The organism is Bacillus sp. XF8 (assembly GCF_017498755.1).
GTDB classification, from domain to species: Bacteria; Bacillota; Bacilli; order Bacillales; family Bacillaceae_G; genus Bacillus_A; species Bacillus_A bingmayongensis.
The window spans coordinates 49496-66664 of the sequence record NZ_JAGDQK010000003.1; the positions used below are offsets into that span (position 1 = coordinate 49496).

Annotated in this window: 19 protein-coding genes; all 19 read right to left on the bottom strand. The window is 37.7% G+C overall.

The window, feature by feature from the left end:
• Positions 1-7 precede the first annotated feature (7 nt).
• The 19 genes from sucC to fapR all read right to left on the bottom strand — a co-directional run bounded on the left by sucC (position 8) and on the right by fapR (position 17140).
• Positions 8-1168 carry an ADP-forming succinate--CoA ligase subunit beta gene (sucC, locus tag J4P91_RS03455; RefSeq protein ID WP_016115965.1) on the bottom strand — a complete coding sequence of 387 codons (1161 nt, stop codon included), beginning with the start codon at positions 1166-1168 and terminating at the stop codon, positions 8-10.
• A gap of 186 nt (positions 1169-1354) precedes the next feature.
• Positions 1355-2128 (bottom strand): ribonuclease HII, encoded by a 774-nt coding sequence (locus J4P91_RS03460; RefSeq protein WP_207992970.1) that lies wholly within the window; start codon positions 2126-2128, stop codon positions 1355-1357.
• A 58-nt stretch (positions 2129-2186) separates the two neighbouring features.
• Positions 2187-3050: a ribosome biogenesis GTPase YlqF gene (gene ylqF / locus J4P91_RS03465; RefSeq protein ID WP_017151246.1), complete on the bottom strand. Its 864-nt coding sequence runs from the start codon at positions 3048-3050 to the stop codon at positions 2187-2189.
• A 22-nt stretch (positions 3051-3072) separates the two neighbouring features.
• Entirely contained in the window at positions 3073-3624 is a 552-nt protein-coding gene (gene lepB / locus J4P91_RS03470) for a signal peptidase I (protein ID WP_207992971.1), read from the bottom strand.
• A 101-nt stretch (positions 3625-3725) separates the two neighbouring features.
• A complete protein-coding gene (gene rplS, locus J4P91_RS03475) occupies positions 3726-4070 on the bottom strand; it encodes a 50S ribosomal protein L19 (protein ID WP_017151244.1) in 345 nt (114 codons plus the stop codon).
• 147 nt (positions 4071-4217) lie between these two features.
• A complete protein-coding gene (gene trmD / locus J4P91_RS03480; protein ID WP_017151243.1) occupies positions 4218-4952 on the bottom strand; it encodes a tRNA (guanosine(37)-N1)-methyltransferase TrmD in 735 nt (244 codons plus the stop codon).
• Positions 4952-5467 (bottom strand): ribosome maturation factor RimM, encoded by a 516-nt coding sequence (gene rimM, locus J4P91_RS03485; protein WP_207992972.1) that lies wholly within the window; start codon positions 5465-5467, stop codon positions 4952-4954. Before rimM ends, trmD begins: the two co-directional genes overlap by 1 nt.
• 120 nt (positions 5468-5587) lie before the next feature.
• Complete coding sequence (locus J4P91_RS03490) at positions 5588-5815, bottom strand: KH domain-containing protein (RefSeq protein ID WP_017151241.1); 228 nt, start codon at positions 5813-5815, stop codon at positions 5588-5590.
• Positions 5816-5829: 14 nt separating this feature from the next.
• Positions 5830-6102 (bottom strand): 30S ribosomal protein S16, encoded by a 273-nt coding sequence (gene rpsP, locus J4P91_RS03495; RefSeq protein ID WP_000268748.1) that lies wholly within the window; start codon positions 6100-6102, stop codon positions 5830-5832.
• 101 nt (positions 6103-6203) lie between these two features.
• The gene (gene ffh / locus J4P91_RS03500; protein WP_174101815.1) at positions 6204-7553 is read right to left on the bottom strand and encodes a signal recognition particle protein; all 1350 of its coding nucleotides are present in this window, start codon (positions 7551-7553) and stop codon (positions 6204-6206) included.
• 12 nt (positions 7554-7565) lie between these two features.
• Complete coding sequence (locus J4P91_RS03505) at positions 7566-7898, bottom strand: putative DNA-binding protein (protein ID WP_000891062.1); 333 nt, start codon at positions 7896-7898, stop codon at positions 7566-7568.
• Positions 7899-8031: 133 nt separating this feature from the next.
• Complete coding sequence (gene ftsY, locus J4P91_RS03510) at positions 8032-9021, bottom strand: signal recognition particle-docking protein FtsY (RefSeq protein WP_207992973.1); 990 nt, start codon at positions 9019-9021, stop codon at positions 8032-8034.
• Positions 9022-9035: 14 nt separating this feature from the next.
• A complete protein-coding gene (gene smc / locus J4P91_RS03515; protein ID WP_207992974.1) occupies positions 9036-12608 on the bottom strand; it encodes a chromosome segregation protein SMC in 3573 nt (1190 codons plus the stop codon).
• 148 nt (positions 12609-12756) lie between these two features.
• Positions 12757-13494, bottom strand: coding sequence for a ribonuclease III (gene rncS, locus J4P91_RS03520; RefSeq protein WP_017151237.1), 738 nt, complete (start codon positions 13492-13494; stop codon positions 12757-12759).
• Between the two features lie 59 nt (positions 13495-13553).
• Complete coding sequence (acpP, locus tag J4P91_RS03525) at positions 13554-13787, bottom strand: acyl carrier protein (RefSeq protein WP_000786063.1); 234 nt, start codon at positions 13785-13787, stop codon at positions 13554-13556.
• Positions 13788-13858: 71 nt separating this feature from the next.
• Complete coding sequence (fabG, locus tag J4P91_RS03530; protein WP_207992975.1) at positions 13859-14599, bottom strand: 3-oxoacyl-[acyl-carrier-protein] reductase; 741 nt, start codon at positions 14597-14599, stop codon at positions 13859-13861.
• Positions 14593-15543 carry an ACP S-malonyltransferase gene (gene fabD / locus J4P91_RS03535; protein ID WP_207992976.1) on the bottom strand — a complete coding sequence of 317 codons (951 nt, stop codon included), beginning with the start codon at positions 15541-15543 and terminating at the stop codon, positions 14593-14595. Before fabD ends, fabG begins: the two co-directional genes overlap by 7 nt.
• Positions 15544-15557: 14 nt before the next feature.
• Positions 15558-16550, bottom strand: a complete 993-nt coding sequence (gene plsX, locus J4P91_RS03540) for a phosphate acyltransferase PlsX (RefSeq protein WP_207992977.1) — start codon at positions 16548-16550, stop codon at positions 15558-15560.
• Positions 16547-17140 (bottom strand): transcription factor FapR, encoded by a 594-nt coding sequence (fapR, locus tag J4P91_RS03545; RefSeq protein WP_017151233.1) that lies wholly within the window; start codon positions 17138-17140, stop codon positions 16547-16549. The genes plsX and fapR overlap by 4 nt, the downstream gene beginning before the upstream one ends.
• Between the last annotated feature and the right edge of the window lie 29 nt (positions 17141-17169).

Here is a 17169-nt window from a genome sequence, read left to right on the forward strand (position 1 = left end):
CTTTCTATTAGCCCACTAGTGATACAATTTTTTGTGCACCGTCTGCCATAGATTCTGCTGCAACGATATTTAAACCAGACTCATTTAAAATCTTCTTACCTAATTCTACATTTGTACCTTCAAGACGAACAACAAGTGGTAATTCAAGGCCTACTTGTTTCGTTGCTTCAATAACACCTTCTGCGATTACATCACATTTCATAATGCCACCAAAAATGTTAACGAAAATACCTTTTACATTTTTGTCAGAAAGGATAATTTTGAACGCTTCTGTAACTTTTTCAGCTGTAGCACCGCCACCAACATCTAAGAAGTTAGCCGGATCACCATGGTAATGTTTAATGATATCCATTGTTGCCATTGCTAATCCTGCGCCATTAACCATACAACCAATATTTCCATCTAAAGGAATATAGTTTAAGTCATATTTAGATGCTTCGATTTCCTTTGGATCTTCTTCTTCAAGATCACGAAGTTCTAAAATATCTTTATGACGATATAATGCATTAGAATCGAAGTTTAATTTTGCATCTAATGCCATAACTTTCCCGTCACCTGTTGTAACAAGTGGGTTGATTTCTGCAATAGAACAATCTTTTTCGATATAAGCACGATATAAGCCCATCATAAACTTCACTGCTTGTCCAACAAGCTCTTTTGGAATATTGATGTTAAATGCAATGCGGCGTGCTTGGAAGCCTTGCAGACCTACTGCTGGATCAATATATTCTTTAAAGATTTTTTCTGGTGTTTTTTCTGCTACTTCTTCAATTTCTGTTCCACCTTCTTCAGAAGCCATTAGAACAACTTGAGAAGTCGCACGGTCTAAAACTAGACCTACATAATATTCTTTTTTAATATCGCAACCTTCTTCGATAAGTAAGCGTTTTACTTCCTTACCTTCAGGACCTGTTTGATGCGTAACAAGCGTAGTACCTAAAATACTTTCCGCATATGTACGAACTTCTTCTAAATTTTTCGCAACTTTTACACCACCAGCTTTGCCGCGTCCACCAGCGTGAATTTGCGCTTTTACTACACATACATCTGTTCCTAATTCTTTCGCTGCTTCTACAGCTTCTTCTACTGTAAAGGCAACCTTCCCGTTCGGAACGCTAACCCCATAGCTTCTAAGGACTGCCTTACCTTGATACTCATGGATATTCATGGTCCCATCCTCCCCTGTTTTACTCAAAAAGTTTTTTAATGTTTAAAAAACACTACATTGCCATTGTATAAAATGATTGCCACGCTGTCTACAATAAAGTGTCAGAAAACTGAAATCGCTTTATTCTTTTTTGAAAATAGTAATGTTAATATGCCAAAATAAAAAAATAAGCTGTGGATTCACAGCTTATTTTTGAATCATATCTTTAATTGGTGCAAATGTTTTTCGGTGTTCTTCTAATACGCCATACGTCTCAATCGCTTGTAAATGTTGCTTTGTTCCATAACCCATGTGCTGTTCAAAACCATATTCAGGATGTTCCTTACCTAGTTCCTTCATCATACGATCACGCGTGACTTTCGCAATAATAGATGCAGCTGAGATAGAAATACTTTTTGCATCTCCTTTAATAATGGACGTTTGCGGAATTTGGGTAGGAAGTTTCATTGCATCAATTAATAAATGCTCTGGTGTACATGATAAATTTGCAATTGCATCTAACATTGCTCGTTTCGTTGCTTGATAAATATTTATCTCATCAATAACCTGCGGCGATACAATTCCAACACCAATTGCTACTGCTTTTTCTTTAATTTCATCATAGAAACGCTCACGTTTCGCTTCACTTAGCTTTTTAGAGTCATTTAGCCCTGGTATATAGAAATCTTTTGGAAGGACAACAGCAGCTGTAACAACAGGCCCAGCTAACGGCCCCCTTCCTACTTCATCAATTCCAGCAATATATAATAGTCCCTGTCCACGTAATGCTTGTTCATATCTAGACATCTCTAAAAATTGCTCTCTTTCTTTTTGCGCCTGCTCTTTCTGTTTATGCCATTTCACAATTAACTTTTCAACGCCTTTTCGCTCATCTTTTATTAACATTTGAAAGCGTTCATCTTCTTCGGCCAAAATTTCTTGCAATAAACACTCTACTTCTTGAATTGTTAATTTTTGCATTTTGTGTACACTCCTTTTTTAAAAATAACCAAAAAGAAAAGACGTACAAACGTACGTCTTATACCTCTTCTACAAATTCATCCGGCGTTTCAAATGTCATTTTTCCAAGTTTACCACCACGAAGTTCACGAAGAACAAGTTCTGACGTCTTATCATAATCAATCATTCCGCCACCCATTAGACAGCCTCTATTCTTGCCAATCGCATCAAATAATTCAACAATATCTTCTGGTATTTCACTTAGTTTATAACGTTCTTTTAATCGCTCTGGATATTGTTTTTCCATAAAGCGAAGTGCATATACAGCAACATCTTGTAAGTTTAAAATAGAATCTTTAATCGCACCAGTCGTTGCAAGACGAAGTCCTACTAATTCATCTTCAAATTTCGGCCATAAAATACCCGGTGTGTCTAACAACTCCATTTCCTTACCTACTTTAATCCACTGCTGAGCTGTTGTAACACCTGGGCGATCACCTGTTTTCGCGATGTTTTTCTTTGCTAATTTATTAATTAACGTAGATTTCCCGACGTTCGGAATCCCAACGATTAATGCACGAATCGCTCTCGGCTTAATCCCTTTTGCGATCATTTTATCGAACTTTTCTTTTACAAGCACTTTACATGCAGCTGTAATTTCTTTCATACCTTGTCCAGCTTGCGCATTAATCGAAATCGCTTTATGACCTTTTTCTTCAAAATAAGCGATCCATTGCTTCGTTAAGCGATCATCAGCCATATCAGCTTTATTTAAAACGACCAATCTCGGTTTATGTGTAATAATTTCATCAATCATCGGATTTCGGGAAGATAAAGGTAAACGAGCGTCTACAAGTTCAATTACAACATCGATTAACTTTAACTTTTCTGTTACTTGGCGTCTCGCTTTTGCCATATGCCCTGGAAACCATTGAATTGCCATGTTGCCACCTTCTTTTTTTCATTTATTTCACAATACGTGCATCTTCTAATGGCCAATATAACATATTCGCTTTTCCAATTACTTGGTCCATCGAAATCGTACCAATTGTACGACTATCTTTACTAAAACGACGATTGTCACCTAGCACAAATAATTGACCTTTTGGAACTGTTTTTTTACCTGTAATTTCTTCAAGTTTGAAATCATATGTAAGCGGTCCATCAGCAAGTTGTTTTTTCTGCTTGTCTAAATACGGTTCCTTATAAGGTTTTCCGTTAATATAGAGTTTATCATTACGATACTCAATCTCATCGCCTGGTAAGCCGATAACACGTTTAATATAATCTTTCTCTTCTGTTGCTCGGAATACGATTATGTCAAAATGCTTCGGTTCTCCAATGTGATAGCCAATCTTATTGACAATCATTCGATTACGGTCATGCAGCGTCGGTGACATTGATACACCATCTACAAGAATTGGTGCAAAGAAAAACTGTCTAATGACACCAGCCAACACAACAGCAATCAAAATTGCTTTTATCCATTCCCAAAGCGAACTCTTCTCTTTCTTCATGCATTTCCCCTCCACAATTATGTAAGCTGCCCGTATTATATCAAAATTTCATATAGATTGGAAAAAGGGAGCTTGTGCATTTACAAGCTCCCATACATGTCTTATCGAATTTCTTTAATACGTGCTGCTTTACCGCGAAGGTTACGTAAGTAGTATAACTTAGCACGACGTACTTTACCACGGCGAAGTACTTCGATTTTCGCGATTCTTGGTGTGTGGATTGGGAATGTACGCTCAACACCTACACCGTAAGAAATCTTACGAACTGTGAACGTTTCACTAATTCCGCCACCACGACGTTTAATTACAACACCTTCAAAAAGCTGAATTCTCTCACGAGTACCCTCAACTACTTTTACGTGTACACGTAAAGTGTCACCAGGACGGAATGAAGGTAGGTCAGTTTTTAATTGGCCTTTTGTAATTTCTGCGATTAATTGTTGCATATTCAATTCTCTCCTTTAAACAGATGCTCTTATAAAGTCTTTAATAAATTACAGCGGAACATCGTTAATACGGCCACTGATTTCAGTAGCACAAATGTTATAATAGCATATTGCTAGGCCTGTTGCAATAGAAAATATATGAAGTTGTTATTGTTCTCCTTTAATCTGCTCAAGCCACTTTTCTTCTTGCTTGGATAACTCACGTTCTTCAAGTAAATCTGGTCTACGTGTATATGTGCGGCGCAATGATTCCTTATGGCGCCATTCTTCAATATGCTTATGATTACCTGACATTAATACATCTGGTACTTTCATACCTCGAAAATCAGCAGGACGCGTGTAATGCGGATGTTCTAATAAACCTGTACTAAAAGAATCCTCCACCTGAGAATTTTGATTACCTAGCACTCCTGGCAAAAGACGTACAACACTGTCTGTAACAACCATGGATGCTAATTCTCCACCCGTTAACACATAGTCACCAATAGAAATTTCATCCGTTACAAGGTGCTCACGAATTCGCTCATCATATCCTTCATAATGACCACACACAAAAATCACATGTTCTTCCCTAGCGAGCTCTTCCGCCTTTTTCTGTGTAAAACGCTCCCCTTGCGGACACATTAGTACGACCCTCGGTTTACGCTCTGTCTCTTTTGTAAGTTCTTCTACAGCATCAAAAATAGGTTGCGGGGTTAATACCATACCCGCCCCGCCACCATATGGGTAATCATCTACACTGTTATGCTTACTTGTCGTATAATCACGGAAATTTACAACCCGAAGCTTAACTGCTTCTTTTTCTTGCGCTTTTTTTAAAATCGAAGATCCAAACACACCAGTGAACATATCTGGAAATAATGTTAAAATATCAATTTTCATTATAGCAATCCTTCCATCACATGAATGGTTACTAGTTTATTTTCGATGTTAACTTGCAGTACAACATCATCAATGTACGGAATTAAAAGATCTTGCCCTTTCGGACGTTTAATTACCCATACATCATTTGCACCAGGAGATAGAATCTCTTTTATCGTACCTAACGCTTCGCCATCCTCTGTTACAACTTTACAACCAATAATTTCATGGTAATAATACTCACCTTCAGCAAGTTCACCTAATTGATCTTCTGGCACCTTTAATAGAGAACCTTTAAACTTCTCTACTTCATCTACATTGTTATATCCTTCGAATGTCAATAAATCAAATGTTTTATGCTGACGATGAGAAGTGATTTTTACCGGAAGCGATTCTGTTCCTTTATCGTTCCATATGTATAACGTATTTCCTACCTTATATCGTTCTTCTGGAAAATCAGTACGAGAAATGACACGGATTTCTCCTCTAACACCATGAGTATTTACAATTTTCCCTACGTTAAACCATTTTGTCATAAACAGCATGTCACCCCTGTTTTCTATATATTTTAAGCATCTCCATTGTATATATGGAACATGCATTTTCTCTTAAAATGTTAAAAAAGGGAGAGGAACAGATCCTCGCCCTTTTAATATTTATTGAATTTCCAGTGTAACTTTTTCATGATTATGATGTCCCACTGAATACAAGAGCATTCGAATTGCTTTTGCAACTCGCCCTTGCTTTCCAATGACTTTCCCAACATCCTCAGGATGTACAGTTAATCGATATTTTATCTCTCCGTTGCAAAGTTCCTGTGTAACCTTTACATCTTCAGGATGATCTACAAGAGGCTTGACGATCGTTTCGATTAACCCTTTCATAGCCATTGCCTCAATTACTTACCTTGTTTAGATAAGTGGAATTTCTCCATGATACCTTGGTTAGAGAAAAGATTACGAACTGTATCAGATGGTTTCGCACCGTTTCCTAACCATTTTAATGCTGCTTCTTCGTCGATTTTCACTTCAGCTGGTTGAGCAACTGGATTGTAAGTACCGATTTCCTCGATGAAACGTCCGTCACGAGGAGAACGAGAATCTGCAACAACTACACGATAGAAAGGAGTCTTTTTAGCTCCCATACGTTTTAAACGAATTTTAACTGCCATTTATAAAGCACCTCCGAATTTATTTCACACAGATAATTATATTAGCAAAAAGACTATTGCTTTGTAAAGTATTTTTTCTTAACAGAGCCATCTTTTTTTCCTTACATAAATGGAAACTTCAATCCACCTAGTCCTTTTTTCTTACCTTTTTGCATGCCCGTCATCGTCTTCATCATTTTTTTCATATCTTCAAACTGTTTCAGTAGACGATTGATTTCTTGTACGGTTGTACCGCTACCTTTGGCAATACGTTTTTTACGACTAGCATTGATTATTTCCGGTTGTTCTCGCTCTAGGATTGTCATAGAACGAATAATTGCCTCAATATGCCCAATTTGTTTTTCATCAACTTGTGCATTTTTCAGCCCTTTAATTTTATTTGCACCAGGAAGCATCCCTAGCAATTCATCAAGCGGTCCAAGTTGACGCACTTGTCCAAGTTGCTCAAGGAAATCATCTAACGTAAACGAAAGCGTACGCATTTTTTGCTCAAGTTCTTTTGCTTTTTCTTCATCAACTGTAGCTTGCGCTTTTTCAATTAATGTTAGAACATCACCCATACCTAAAATACGGGATGCCATACGTTCAGGATGGAATGCTTCAATTGCATCTAACTTCTCACCCATACCAGCAAATTTAATTGGTGTATTCGTTACTGCTTTAATAGATAATGCTGCACCACCGCGCGTATCGCCATCTAATTTCGTTAAAACAACACCTGTTAAACCTAACTGTTCATGGAAGCTTTGTGCAACATTGACCGCATCTTGTCCTGTCATCGCATCGACAACTAGGAAAATTTCATCCGGTTTCGCAACTTCTTTCACTTTCGCTAATTCATCCATTAGTTCTTCATCAATATGCAGACGACCTGCTGTATCGATTAAAACATAATCATGATGATCTTCTTTTGCTTTTGCAATCGCTTGTTTCGCAATTTCAACAGGACTTACTTGATCTCCTAATGAGAAAACAGGCATGTCCAATTGCTTCCCTAATGTTTCAAGCTGTTTAATCGCTGCTGGACGGTAAATATCTGCCGCAACAAGCATCGGTTTACGATTATGCTTTTTACGAAGCAAATTCGCAAGTTTACCTGTTGTCGTTGTTTTACCTGCCCCTTGAAGTCCAACCATCATAATAACAGTTGGAGGCTTATTAGCGACAGCAATTTTACTTTGCTCTCCGCCCATAAGCTCTGTCAGTTCTTCCTGTACAACTTTAATTACTTGTTGCCCAGGTGTCAAACTTTTCATTACATCTTGTCCGACAGCACGCTCAGACACACGCTTTACAAAATCTTTTACTACTTTAAAGTTAACATCCGCTTCTAAAAGAGCAAGACGAACTTCTCTCATCATTTCTTTTACATCGGCTTCAGAAACTTTTCCTTTGCCGCGGATTTTTTGCATCGTCTGTTGAAGTCGGTCGGCTAATCCTTCAAATGCCATATTGCCGCCCTCCTAATCTAATTTTTCGATAGCTTCAACAACTTGTTTCATTTCTTCATTCACATGCTCTTCTTCGCTGATTAGCTGTTTTAGCTTTGCAACAAGTCGCTGTCGCTCTTGAAACTTTTGAAGTAATACTAATTTTTCTTCATATTCTTCAAGCATCGCTTCAGTCCGTTTAATGTTATCATACACGGCTTGGCGACTTACATCAAATTCTTCCGCAATTTCACCAAGAGATAAATCATCTAAATAATAAAGCGACATATAACTTCTTTGTTTTTGCGTTAACAACGATTGATAAAAATCAAATAAATAATTCATTCTCGTTGTTTTTTCGAGCATGTTGGATCATCCTTTGTTAAGTGATTTCCCTTTACATGAATTAGTTTACATGGAGTATAAAAGAGTGTCAAGTTTTTTTCTTAACATGATATATTTTTTATAAAAAAGAAGCGGAAACACCGCTTCTTTCACTTTATACTTCTTCTTTTTCTACTAAGTTCGCAAACAAACCGTATACATACTGTTCTGGATCAAATTGCTGCAAGTCGTCCATTTGCTCTCCAAGACCAACGAATTTTACAGGTACGTCCATCTCATTACGAATCGCTAATACGATACCACCTTTAGCAGTTCCGTCTAATTTTGTTAGAACAATACCTGTCACATTTGTTGCTTCGCGGAATGTTTTCGCTTGGCTTAAACCATTTTGTCCTGTTGTCGCATCAATAACAAGTAACACTTCATGAGGAGCACCGGGAACTTCGCGTTCAATAACACGTTTCACCTTCTCTAGCTCTTTCATTAAGTTTACTTTATTTTGCAAACGTCCTGCTGTATCACATAATAGTACATCTACTTTACGAGCCTTTGCAGCTTGTACAGCGTCATACATAACAGCTGCTGGGTCAGAACCCGATCCTTGCTTAATAACTTCCACACCAACACGGTCGCCCCATACTTCTAACTGTTCAATTGCTCCTGCACGGAACGTATCCCCTGCTGCTAATAAGACAGACTTACCTTCTGTTTTAAACTTATGAGCTATTTTACCAATTGTTGTTGTTTTGCCAACACCGTTAACACCAACAAATAAAATAACAGTTAATTGGTCTTGTTGCATGTTAAGTTCATTACTGAAGTCTTCTTCACCTTTGTAAATCCCTACTAATTTTTCCGAAATAACAGCTTGTACTTCTTTCGGATCTTGAATATTGCGGCGTTGTACTTCTTCCTTCAGCTGATCAATAAGCTCCATTACTGTTGCAACACCAACATCTGCCCCAATTAAAATTTCTTCTAATTCCTCAAAGAAATCCTCATCGACTTTACGATAGCGATACACTAAATCATTTACTTTATCCGCAAATGAATTTCTTGTTTTTTCTAACCCTTGCTTAAACTTTTCAGTTACAGTATCTGTTTGCTGTGAAATCTTTTCTTTTAATTTTTTAAAGAAACTCATTCTTCTCATCCTTCCTACTCACTTGTAACAAGCTCTTCTTCCCCATCACCTAAACGAACGGAAACAAGCTTAGATACACCTGATTCTTGCATCGTTACCCCATATAGTACATCGGACTCTTCCATTGTACCTTTTCGGTGTGTAATAACAATAAACTGCGTTTCATCACTAAATTTCTTCAAATACTGCGCGAAACGAGCTACATTCGCTTCATCAAGAGCAGCCTCTACCTCATCTAGTACGCAGAACGGAACAGGTCGTACTTTTAAAATACCAAATAGCAATGCAATTGCAGTTAAAGCACGTTCTCCACCTGACAATAAACCTAAATTTTGCAATTTCTTACCTGGTGGCTGCGCTACAATATCAATGCCTGTATTTAATAAATCTTGCGGATTCGTCATTACTAAATCTGCTCTTCCGCCTCCAAATAATTCACAAAATACAGATTGGAACTCTGTTCGGATCGCTTGGAATGTAGTAGAAAACCGTTTTTTCATTTCTTCATCCATTTCCGTTATAACTTGGTGCAGTGTCGTCTTCGCCTCTTCCAAATCATCCCGTTGCTCTAGCAAGAATGTATGTCTTTCGGCTACACGTTCATATTCATCGATTGCTCCTAAATTCACTGTTCCAAGCTCTTCAATGGATAATTTAATTAGTTTCACCTTTTTACGCGCATCCTCTGCAGGCATCGTCATTGTATATTTCAGTTTTGCTGCTTCAAATGAAATAGTATACGTTTCGCGTAAATGTTGCAATCTATTTTCTAATTCAACATCAAGACGATTGATTTTCACTTCTTGATCTTTTAAAATCTCGAGAACATATTTATATCGCCCTTTCGTCTCTTTAACTTCACGCTCTATATGTTCTACTCGTTCTTGTAGGGCCAGACGTTGCTCACGACGGGAACTAATTAATTCCGATGTTTGATTTCGATCGTGTGCTTTCTTTTCAATCATATTGGTAATTTGCTCTTCACCGCTTGAATTTGATGTCATTTCTTGCTTTAAGAACGCTAAATCTTCTTTTGTTTTTACAAGTGTTCGCTGCGTTTCTTCTTGTTCTTTCGTCAAACGATCTACTTTCTCTTTTTGATTAGACAAACGTTGCTGCTTTTCTGCTGCTTGTACTTTCAGCTCCGTCATCTCCGTTTGAACTTTTTCTTTCGAAGAATGTTGCTCACTTTTCTGCTTTGTTAAAGCAGCAATTTTTTCATCCAGCTCTGTAATTTCTTTTTGAAGGCTCGCTAAAATTCCTTCTAACTCTTCTTTGCGCCCTTGCATTTTGACTTGATCTTGTAAAAATCCTTCTATTTCTAAATCATAGATAGATAAACGATCATTAATGCGATGCTCTTCTAACTCTAACTGATTAATTTCTTCTTTTAATTTTTGTTCATCTACACGCTCTTGTTCCGCATCTTGACGTAATTCTTTTATCTTAACTTCTTTTTCTTGAATTTCTTGTTTTAACGCTTTAACAAAATTTTCTAGCTTAGAAGTTTTTTCTTCCATTTCAGCAAGTTTCTTGCTCCACTCTTCTAATTCTCGCTGACGTCCTAATAAAGATGATTTAGCTTGCTTCACAGCTCCACCAGTCATAGAACCACCTGGATTTACAACATCGCCTTCAATCGTTACAATACGGTAGCGATATTGCAATTGCTTTGCGAGCTCATTCGCACCTCTTAAATCTTTCGCAACAACGACCGTTCCTAATAAATTTGAAACTATGTTTTCATATTTATTATTATAATGTACCAATTCTGCTGCAACGCCTACAAATGATGGATGTTGTTTTGCCATTCTTAGCTGTTCAAAAGATAAAGATCTTCCCTTAATAACTGCCTGCGGTAAAAACGTTGCACGTCCATGGCGATTTTGTTTCAAAAAGGCAATTGCCTTGCGAGCATGCTCTTCAGTTTGTACAACAACGTGTTGCATTGCTGCACCAAGTGCAATCTCCATCGCAATTTCATATTCCTTCGGTACTGTAAGTAGTTCAGCTACCGCACCTTCAATGCCATGAAGTTTACTTTCACGTGCTTTTAATACTTCACGTACACCTTGATAAAATCCAGAATAATCTTCTTGCATCTCTTCCAGCATTTCTTTTCGAGAGCGAGCTTGTTGAACAAATTGATACGCTTGATACAATTTTGTTTCATTTTCACTATATTGTGCCTTGCATTTTCCAAGCGCCGCTTCTGTTTTTTGTATATTTGTAATAACGCTTGTCACTTTCTCTTTTACTTGTTCATAACTCTCTACAACTTTTCCCTTTTTAGCTGTAATTTGCATACGCATTTGTACATACTTTTCATTTTCTTCATCAAGGCGTTGATTTTTAGAATTTTGTTGTTTGAATTGTTCCTCGAGCATAGATAATTCATTGCGGCTACTTGCTTGTTGATTTAAAAGTTCAATATAATCACCTTTTAAATGCTCAATTTGCTCTTCCAGGTTTTCTGCATATGTAGAAAGAAGTTTCTCATTTTCATGTAGTTTCTGTTCCAACTCTTTTACCTGATCTGCAAATTTCATGAGTTCTTCTGTACTTGTTTCGATTTCCCCATCGTAAGCCTTGGCTTTTTCTGCCAACTCAATAATTAACTGCTCGAGCTGCGCGCAGTGCGTTGTTGCATTTTGCTTTCGTTCCTTTAATAATTCACGCTGCCCTTCTAATTTTTCTAGCTCTTTACTAGAAAGAAGGAGCACTTCTTGCAAGGAATCTACAGATTCATCAATCGCTTGCAATTGCCCGCGTAATTCTTCGAGCTCTGCTTCACTTTTTTGTAAATGCGTTGACATTTTTACTTCTTCATCTTTATTGTGTCCAAACTGATTTCTAAGCGCTTCCCATTTTTCATGTAATTCTTCAATTTCATATACAATGAGAGCCGCCTCTACTTTTTCTAGTTCTTCTTTTTTCTCAAGATAGTCTTTCGCAATAGAAGCTTGTTTTTCGAGTGGCTCTACTTGACTGCTTAATTCGTGAATAATATCTTGTACACGATTTAAGTTTTCTTGTGTTTCTGCTAATTTCCCTTCAGCTTTCTTTTTACGAAGTTTATATTTTAATACGCCTGCTGCTTCTTCAAATACACCGCGACGCTCTTCAGATTTACTGCTTAAAATTTCTTCTACTTTCCCTTGGCTAATGATTGAGAAAGCTTCTCGCCCCATACCAGAGTCCATGAATAAATCAATAATATCTTTTAATCGACAAGATTGTTTGTTAATAAAAAAGTCACTATCTCCTGAGCGGGAAACACGGCGCGTAACACTCACTTCATTATACTCAATTGGTAAACGCTGATCTTCATTATTTAAGGTTAATGTTACCTCCGCAACATTAACTGCTCTTCGCGTATCACTTCCTGCAAAAATAATATCCTCCATCTTCGCACCGCGTAATGATTTTGCAGATTGTTCACCAAGTACCCAGCGGATCGCATCAGTAATATTACTCTTTCCACTTCCGTTTGGACCAACTACAGATGTTACACCCGGAACAAAATCAACAGATACACGCTCCGCGAAGGATTTAAATCCTGCTATTTCTAATCTCTTTAAAAACACGAAAGGCCTTCCCCCTATTCTCCGCTGCTATAGTCTATGTCTGTAACAACCAGCTACTGTACGGATTCATATTTATCTTTTTATATCCAAATAAAAATAAAGTTTCATTCTATGCATAAGGAATCCCCCTCATTGAAAGGGGGATTCCTTATGATTGTTCTTTTAACTTTTTCAACGCCTCTGCAGCAGCTTGTTGTTCTGCTTCTTTTTTCGACTTACCGCTACCAAGACCAAGAGCCACGCCATTTAATGTAACACGTGACACAAATTCTCGATTGTGAGCAGGTCCTTTTTCTTGCAAAATTTGATACTCAATGTTACCGCTACCATCACGCTGAATTAATTCTTGTAATTGACTCTTATAATCCATCACATGAGAAAAAGCACCTTCATTAATTTTTGGATATACAATTTCTTTTAAGAATTCCCAAACTGTATCCAATCCTTGATCAAGATAAAGGGCACCAATAAACGCTTCAAAGACATCCGCTAATAAAGCTGGTCGTTCACGCCCGCCTGTCATTTCTTCACCTTTTCCTAATAGAACTAGATTTCCAAATGACAATTCATTCGCAAAACGGACAAGAGATGGTTCACACACAACAGCTGCACGCAACTTTGTTAGTTCTCCTTCGCTCATTGTCGGATATTTTTGAAACAAATACTGTGATACAGTTAGTTCCAATACAGCGTCTCCAAGAAATTCAAGACGTTCATTGTCTTCATGTGGCTTTTTTCGATGCTCATTCACATACGATGAATGCGTAAATGCTTGAATCAATAATTTTTCGTCTGTAAACGTAATACCTATTTTTTGTTGAAACGTTTTAAAAGCTTCACGATATTTTGTTTCATATTTTTTTTCTCTATATTTTCGGTACGGCATAGGTCCCTCCAGATATAAGCCGAGAAAGCCCCGCTATAAAACGGGACTTCACTCAAACATTATAGATGACTCTCTATGTAAGTCACAGCATCGCCAACAGTAGCAATTTTTTCTGCTTCTTCATCAGAAATTTCCATTTCAAACTCATCTTCTAATTGCATTACAAGTTCAACTACATCTAGGGAGTCTGCACCTAAATCTTCTTTAAAGCTTGCAGCTGGTACTACTTCTGTTTCTTCTACTCCTAAACGATCCACGATGATTTTCGTTACACGCTCTAAAACATCTGCCATAATTCATTCACCTCCCCTCAAATATTATATTAAATATTTCACAAAAAAACTAGGTGAAATCGTTTCTTTTATTACATTACCATACCGCCATCAACATGTAATGTTTGTCCTGTAATATATTTGCTATGATCAGCAGCAAAAAATGTTACAGCATTCGCAATATCTTGCGCCTCTCCAAACTTAGCAGCAGGGATCAATTTCAACATTTCTTCTTTTAAATTTTCTGCCAATACGTCCGTCATATCGGTAGCAATAAATCCAGGTGCGATGGCATTTACAGTTATATTTCTACTAGCTAATTCTTTAGCAGACGTTTTCGTCAATCCTATTACACCTGCTTTTGCAGCAACGTAATTCGCTTGACCAGGATTTCCTGTAACACCAACAACAGAAGCAATATTAATAATACGACCATGACGTTGACGCATCATGTAGCGAGATACTGCTTTCGTACATAAGAATACACCTTTTAAGTTTGTATTAATAACTGTATCCCATTCTTCTTCTTTCATACGCATTAATAAATTATCTCTCGTTACTCCTGCGTTATTCACAAGAATATCAACTTGCCCAAATGTGTCAACAGTTTGTTTTACCATATTTGCAACATCTTCACCATTTGCAACATCAGCTCTTACCGCGATTGCTTCTGAGCCAAATTTTTTTATTTCATCGACTACTTCATTTGCTTTTTGTTCATTACCAGCGTAGTTTACTACAACCGTCGCACCTTGCTTTGCTAAATCAATTGCAATTGCACGACCAATCCCGCGTGATGCACCTGTTACTAATGCTACTTTCCCTTTTAACATCCGCTTTCTCCTCTCAAACTTGAAATGGTATCTTTCAATGTCTCTTCATCATATATCGCATATACTTTCACAGATGGAGCGATTGATTTCATAAGACCAGCTAACACTTTTCCGGGTCCAATTTCAATAAACGTGTCTACCCCTTGCTCTACCATACGTTCAATCGATGGGTACCATAAAACAGGTGAATAGAGTTGTTCAATTAGCTTTTCTTTAATCTCTGCGCTACGCGTAATACAGTCTGCCGTAACGTTTGCAACAACTGGAACATTTGCATTTTGGATTGTAATTTCATTTAAAACATTTTGAAATTTTTCAGCTGCTGGTTTCATTAATGAAGAATGGAACGGACCACTCACACGGAGCGGAATCGCTCGTTTTGCACCTTTTTCTTTCACTCTTTGAGAAGCCAATTCTACTCCTTGTTTCGTTCCAGAAATGACAATTTGCTTTGTACTATTCATATTAGCAATTTGTACAGCATAACCTTCATTTGTTACTTCTTCTGTAACTTGTTTCAGGACATCCGGATCAGCTCCTAAAATAGCTGCCATTGCCCCTTCTCCACCCGGCACAGCTTCTTCCATATATTCACCACGTTTTCTCACAGCATACACAGCATCTTCAAATGTCAATGCTCCAGCTGCTACAAGCGCGCTATATTCACCCAAACTATGCCCTGCCACGTAGTCTGGTGTAATATCATATTCTTTCAAAGCTGTTAAAATCGCAAAGCTGGTCGTCAACAATGCTGGCTGTGCATTTGTCGTTAATGTCAGTTTTTCCTGTGGTCCTTCAAAAATCACATCTGAAAGAGACTCTTGTAAAACTTCATCCGCTTTTTGAAACACTTTTGCAACCTTTTTATGATTCTCCGCTAACTGTCTACCCATTCCAACTGCCTGTGAACCTTGGCCCGGAAAAAGAAATGCTAATTTTCCCATTTCAAATCCTCCTCTTATCGGAGCGGCTCTTTCTCCATTACACTTGAAATTGTAGGAATTACTTCTTTCGCTACCATTTCTCTCGTTTGACGAATCGCACTGAATATCGATTGAGCATTAGAAGAACCATGAGCCTTAATGACAGGAGCTTTCAATCCAAATAATGCTGCTCCGCCATACTCCGAATAATCCATTTTATCTTTTAATCTCATAAGTTTCGGTTTTAATACTGCTGCTGCTAATTTACTTGCAAACGAACTCATTAATTGTTCTTTTAGCATAGAGAACAACGCAAGTGCTGTTCCTTCTAATGATTTTAATGCTACATTCCCAGTAAAACCATCACATACAACAACATCCGCTACGCCTTGCAGTAAGTCTCTTGATTCAACGTTTCCAACAAAGTTAATCGGCGCATCTTTTAACATAGCAAATACTTGTTTTGAAAGGTCGTTTCCTTTTCCATCTTCTGTACCAACATTTAAAAGCCCAACGCGTGGATTTTGAATCCCTCTTACTTTTTCAGCGTAAACAGAACCCATAACCGCGTATTGATATAAATGAATCGGTTTTGCGTCGACATTTGCTCCAACATCTAGCATAACAAAGCCTCCTCCATCAACAGTTGGCATTGTAGGTGATAAAGCTGGTCGTTCAATCCCTTCCATTCGTCCTACCACAAACAATCCCGCGGCCATTAAAGCTCCTGTACTACCCGCTGATATACAAGCATCTGCTACACCTGTCTTTACTTGTTGTGCTGCAAGTACCATTGAAGCTTGTTTTTTACGGCGAACAGCTCTTACCGGCTCGTCCGTCGCTTCAATCATTTCGTCTGTATGAAGTATAGTAATACGCTCTTCATTTGTTAAATACTGACGAATTTCCTCTTCTTTCCCTACTAGGGTAATATGTAAATCCGAATATTCCTTAATAGCTTTCATTGCTCCTAATACAACTGCTTTTGGAGCGTGATCGCCGCCCATTGCATCTATTGCGATTTTCATAAATTGTTACCTTCCTCACTATAATTACTAGATCGATACATTTCAAAAGTGCCTGAAAAAACAAGTTCTTCGCCAACAAAGCTACGCACTTTTACAACCGTTCGACCTTTATCATTCTCCACATCTTCAACGCGCGCTTTAGCAACAACACGTTCTCCTAATTTTACAGGACGAATATATCGAATGGTAGACTTTGCAGTTAAAGCTAGTTCTTCATCAATAACTGCAACAGCTAGTGAGTTTGCTTGAGCAAATAAATGATGCCCACGTGCAATTTGATTTCTTTTAAATACATGCTCCATCTTCACTTCAAAAATAGAAATTGCATGTCTATCTAATTCTATATCAATAATTTCTCCAACTACCTCTTCTAACGGTAAAGATTTCACATCTTCTTCATGCTGCCGTGTCGCTACATGTTTAATTCGCTCTCTTAACTCTGGAATAGATAATTCCATCCGATCAAGGCGAACTGTTTGTATACTTACTTGAAACTGCTCTGCTAACTCTTCATCCGTTATAAACGGATTCGTTTCTATCGTTTGTTGTAATAACGCTTGTCTTTCTTTCTTACTTTTTCTCTTTTTCATACCGCACCATCCATTTTTATGACTAGGTA

What these genes read in the sequence shown, in the direction of transcription:
- sucC (WP_016115965.1), bottom strand. Translation starts at nt 1,168, where the DNA reads ATGAATATCCATGAGTATCAAGGTAAGGCAGTCCTTAGAAGCTATGGG.
- rplS (WP_017151244.1), bottom strand. Translation starts at nt 4,070, where the DNA reads ATGCAACAATTAATCGCAGAAATTACAAAAGGCCAATTAAAAACTGAC.
- acpP (WP_000786063.1), bottom strand. Translation starts at nt 13,787, where the DNA reads ATGGCAGATGTTTTAGAGCGTGTAACGAAAATCATCGTGGATCGTTTA.
- rncS (WP_017151237.1), bottom strand. Translation starts at nt 13,494, where the DNA reads ATGCCGTACCGAAAATATAGAGAAAAAAAATATGAAACAAAATATCGT.
- J4P91_RS03505 (WP_000891062.1), bottom strand. Translation starts at nt 7,898, where the DNA reads ATGCTCGAAAAAACAACGAGAATGAATTATTTATTTGATTTTTATCAA.
- fabD (WP_207992976.1), bottom strand. Translation starts at nt 15,543, where the DNA reads ATGGGAAAATTAGCATTTCTTTTTCCGGGCCAAGGTTCACAGGCAGTT.
- J4P91_RS03490 (WP_017151241.1), bottom strand. Translation starts at nt 5,815, where the DNA reads ATGAAAGGGTTAATCGAAACGATCGTCAAGCCTCTTGTAGATCATCCT.
- ffh (WP_174101815.1), bottom strand. Translation starts at nt 7,553, where the DNA reads ATGGCATTTGAAGGATTAGCCGACCGACTTCAACAGACGATGCAAAAA.
- plsX (WP_207992977.1), bottom strand. Translation starts at nt 16,550, where the DNA reads ATGAAAATCGCAATAGATGCAATGGGCGGCGATCACGCTCCAAAAGCA.
- lepB (WP_207992971.1), bottom strand. Translation starts at nt 3,624, where the DNA reads ATGAAGAAAGAGAAGAGTTCGCTTTGGGAATGGATAAAAGCAATTTTG.
- fabG (WP_207992975.1), bottom strand. Translation starts at nt 14,599, where the DNA reads ATGTTAAAAGGGAAAGTAGCATTAGTAACAGGTGCATCACGCGGGATT.
- ylqF (WP_017151246.1), bottom strand. Translation starts at nt 3,050, where the DNA reads ATGGCAATTCAATGGTTTCCAGGGCATATGGCAAAAGCGAGACGCCAA.
- trmD (WP_017151243.1), bottom strand. Translation starts at nt 4,952, where the DNA reads ATGAAAATTGATATTTTAACATTATTTCCAGATATGTTCACTGGTGTG.
- ftsY (WP_207992973.1), bottom strand. Translation starts at nt 9,021, where the DNA reads ATGAGTTTCTTTAAAAAATTAAAAGAAAAGATTTCACAGCAAACAGAT.
- rimM (WP_207992972.1), bottom strand. Translation starts at nt 5,467, where the DNA reads ATGACAAAATGGTTTAACGTAGGGAAAATTGTAAATACTCATGGTGTT.
- rpsP (WP_000268748.1), bottom strand. Translation starts at nt 6,102, where the DNA reads ATGGCAGTTAAAATTCGTTTAAAACGTATGGGAGCTAAAAAGACTCCT.
- fapR (WP_017151233.1), bottom strand. Translation starts at nt 17,140, where the DNA reads ATGAAAAAGAGAAAAAGTAAGAAAGAAAGACAAGCGTTATTACAACAA.
- J4P91_RS03460 (WP_207992970.1), bottom strand. Translation starts at nt 2,128, where the DNA reads ATGCAAAAATTAACAATTCAAGAAGTAGAGTGTTTATTGCAAGAAATT.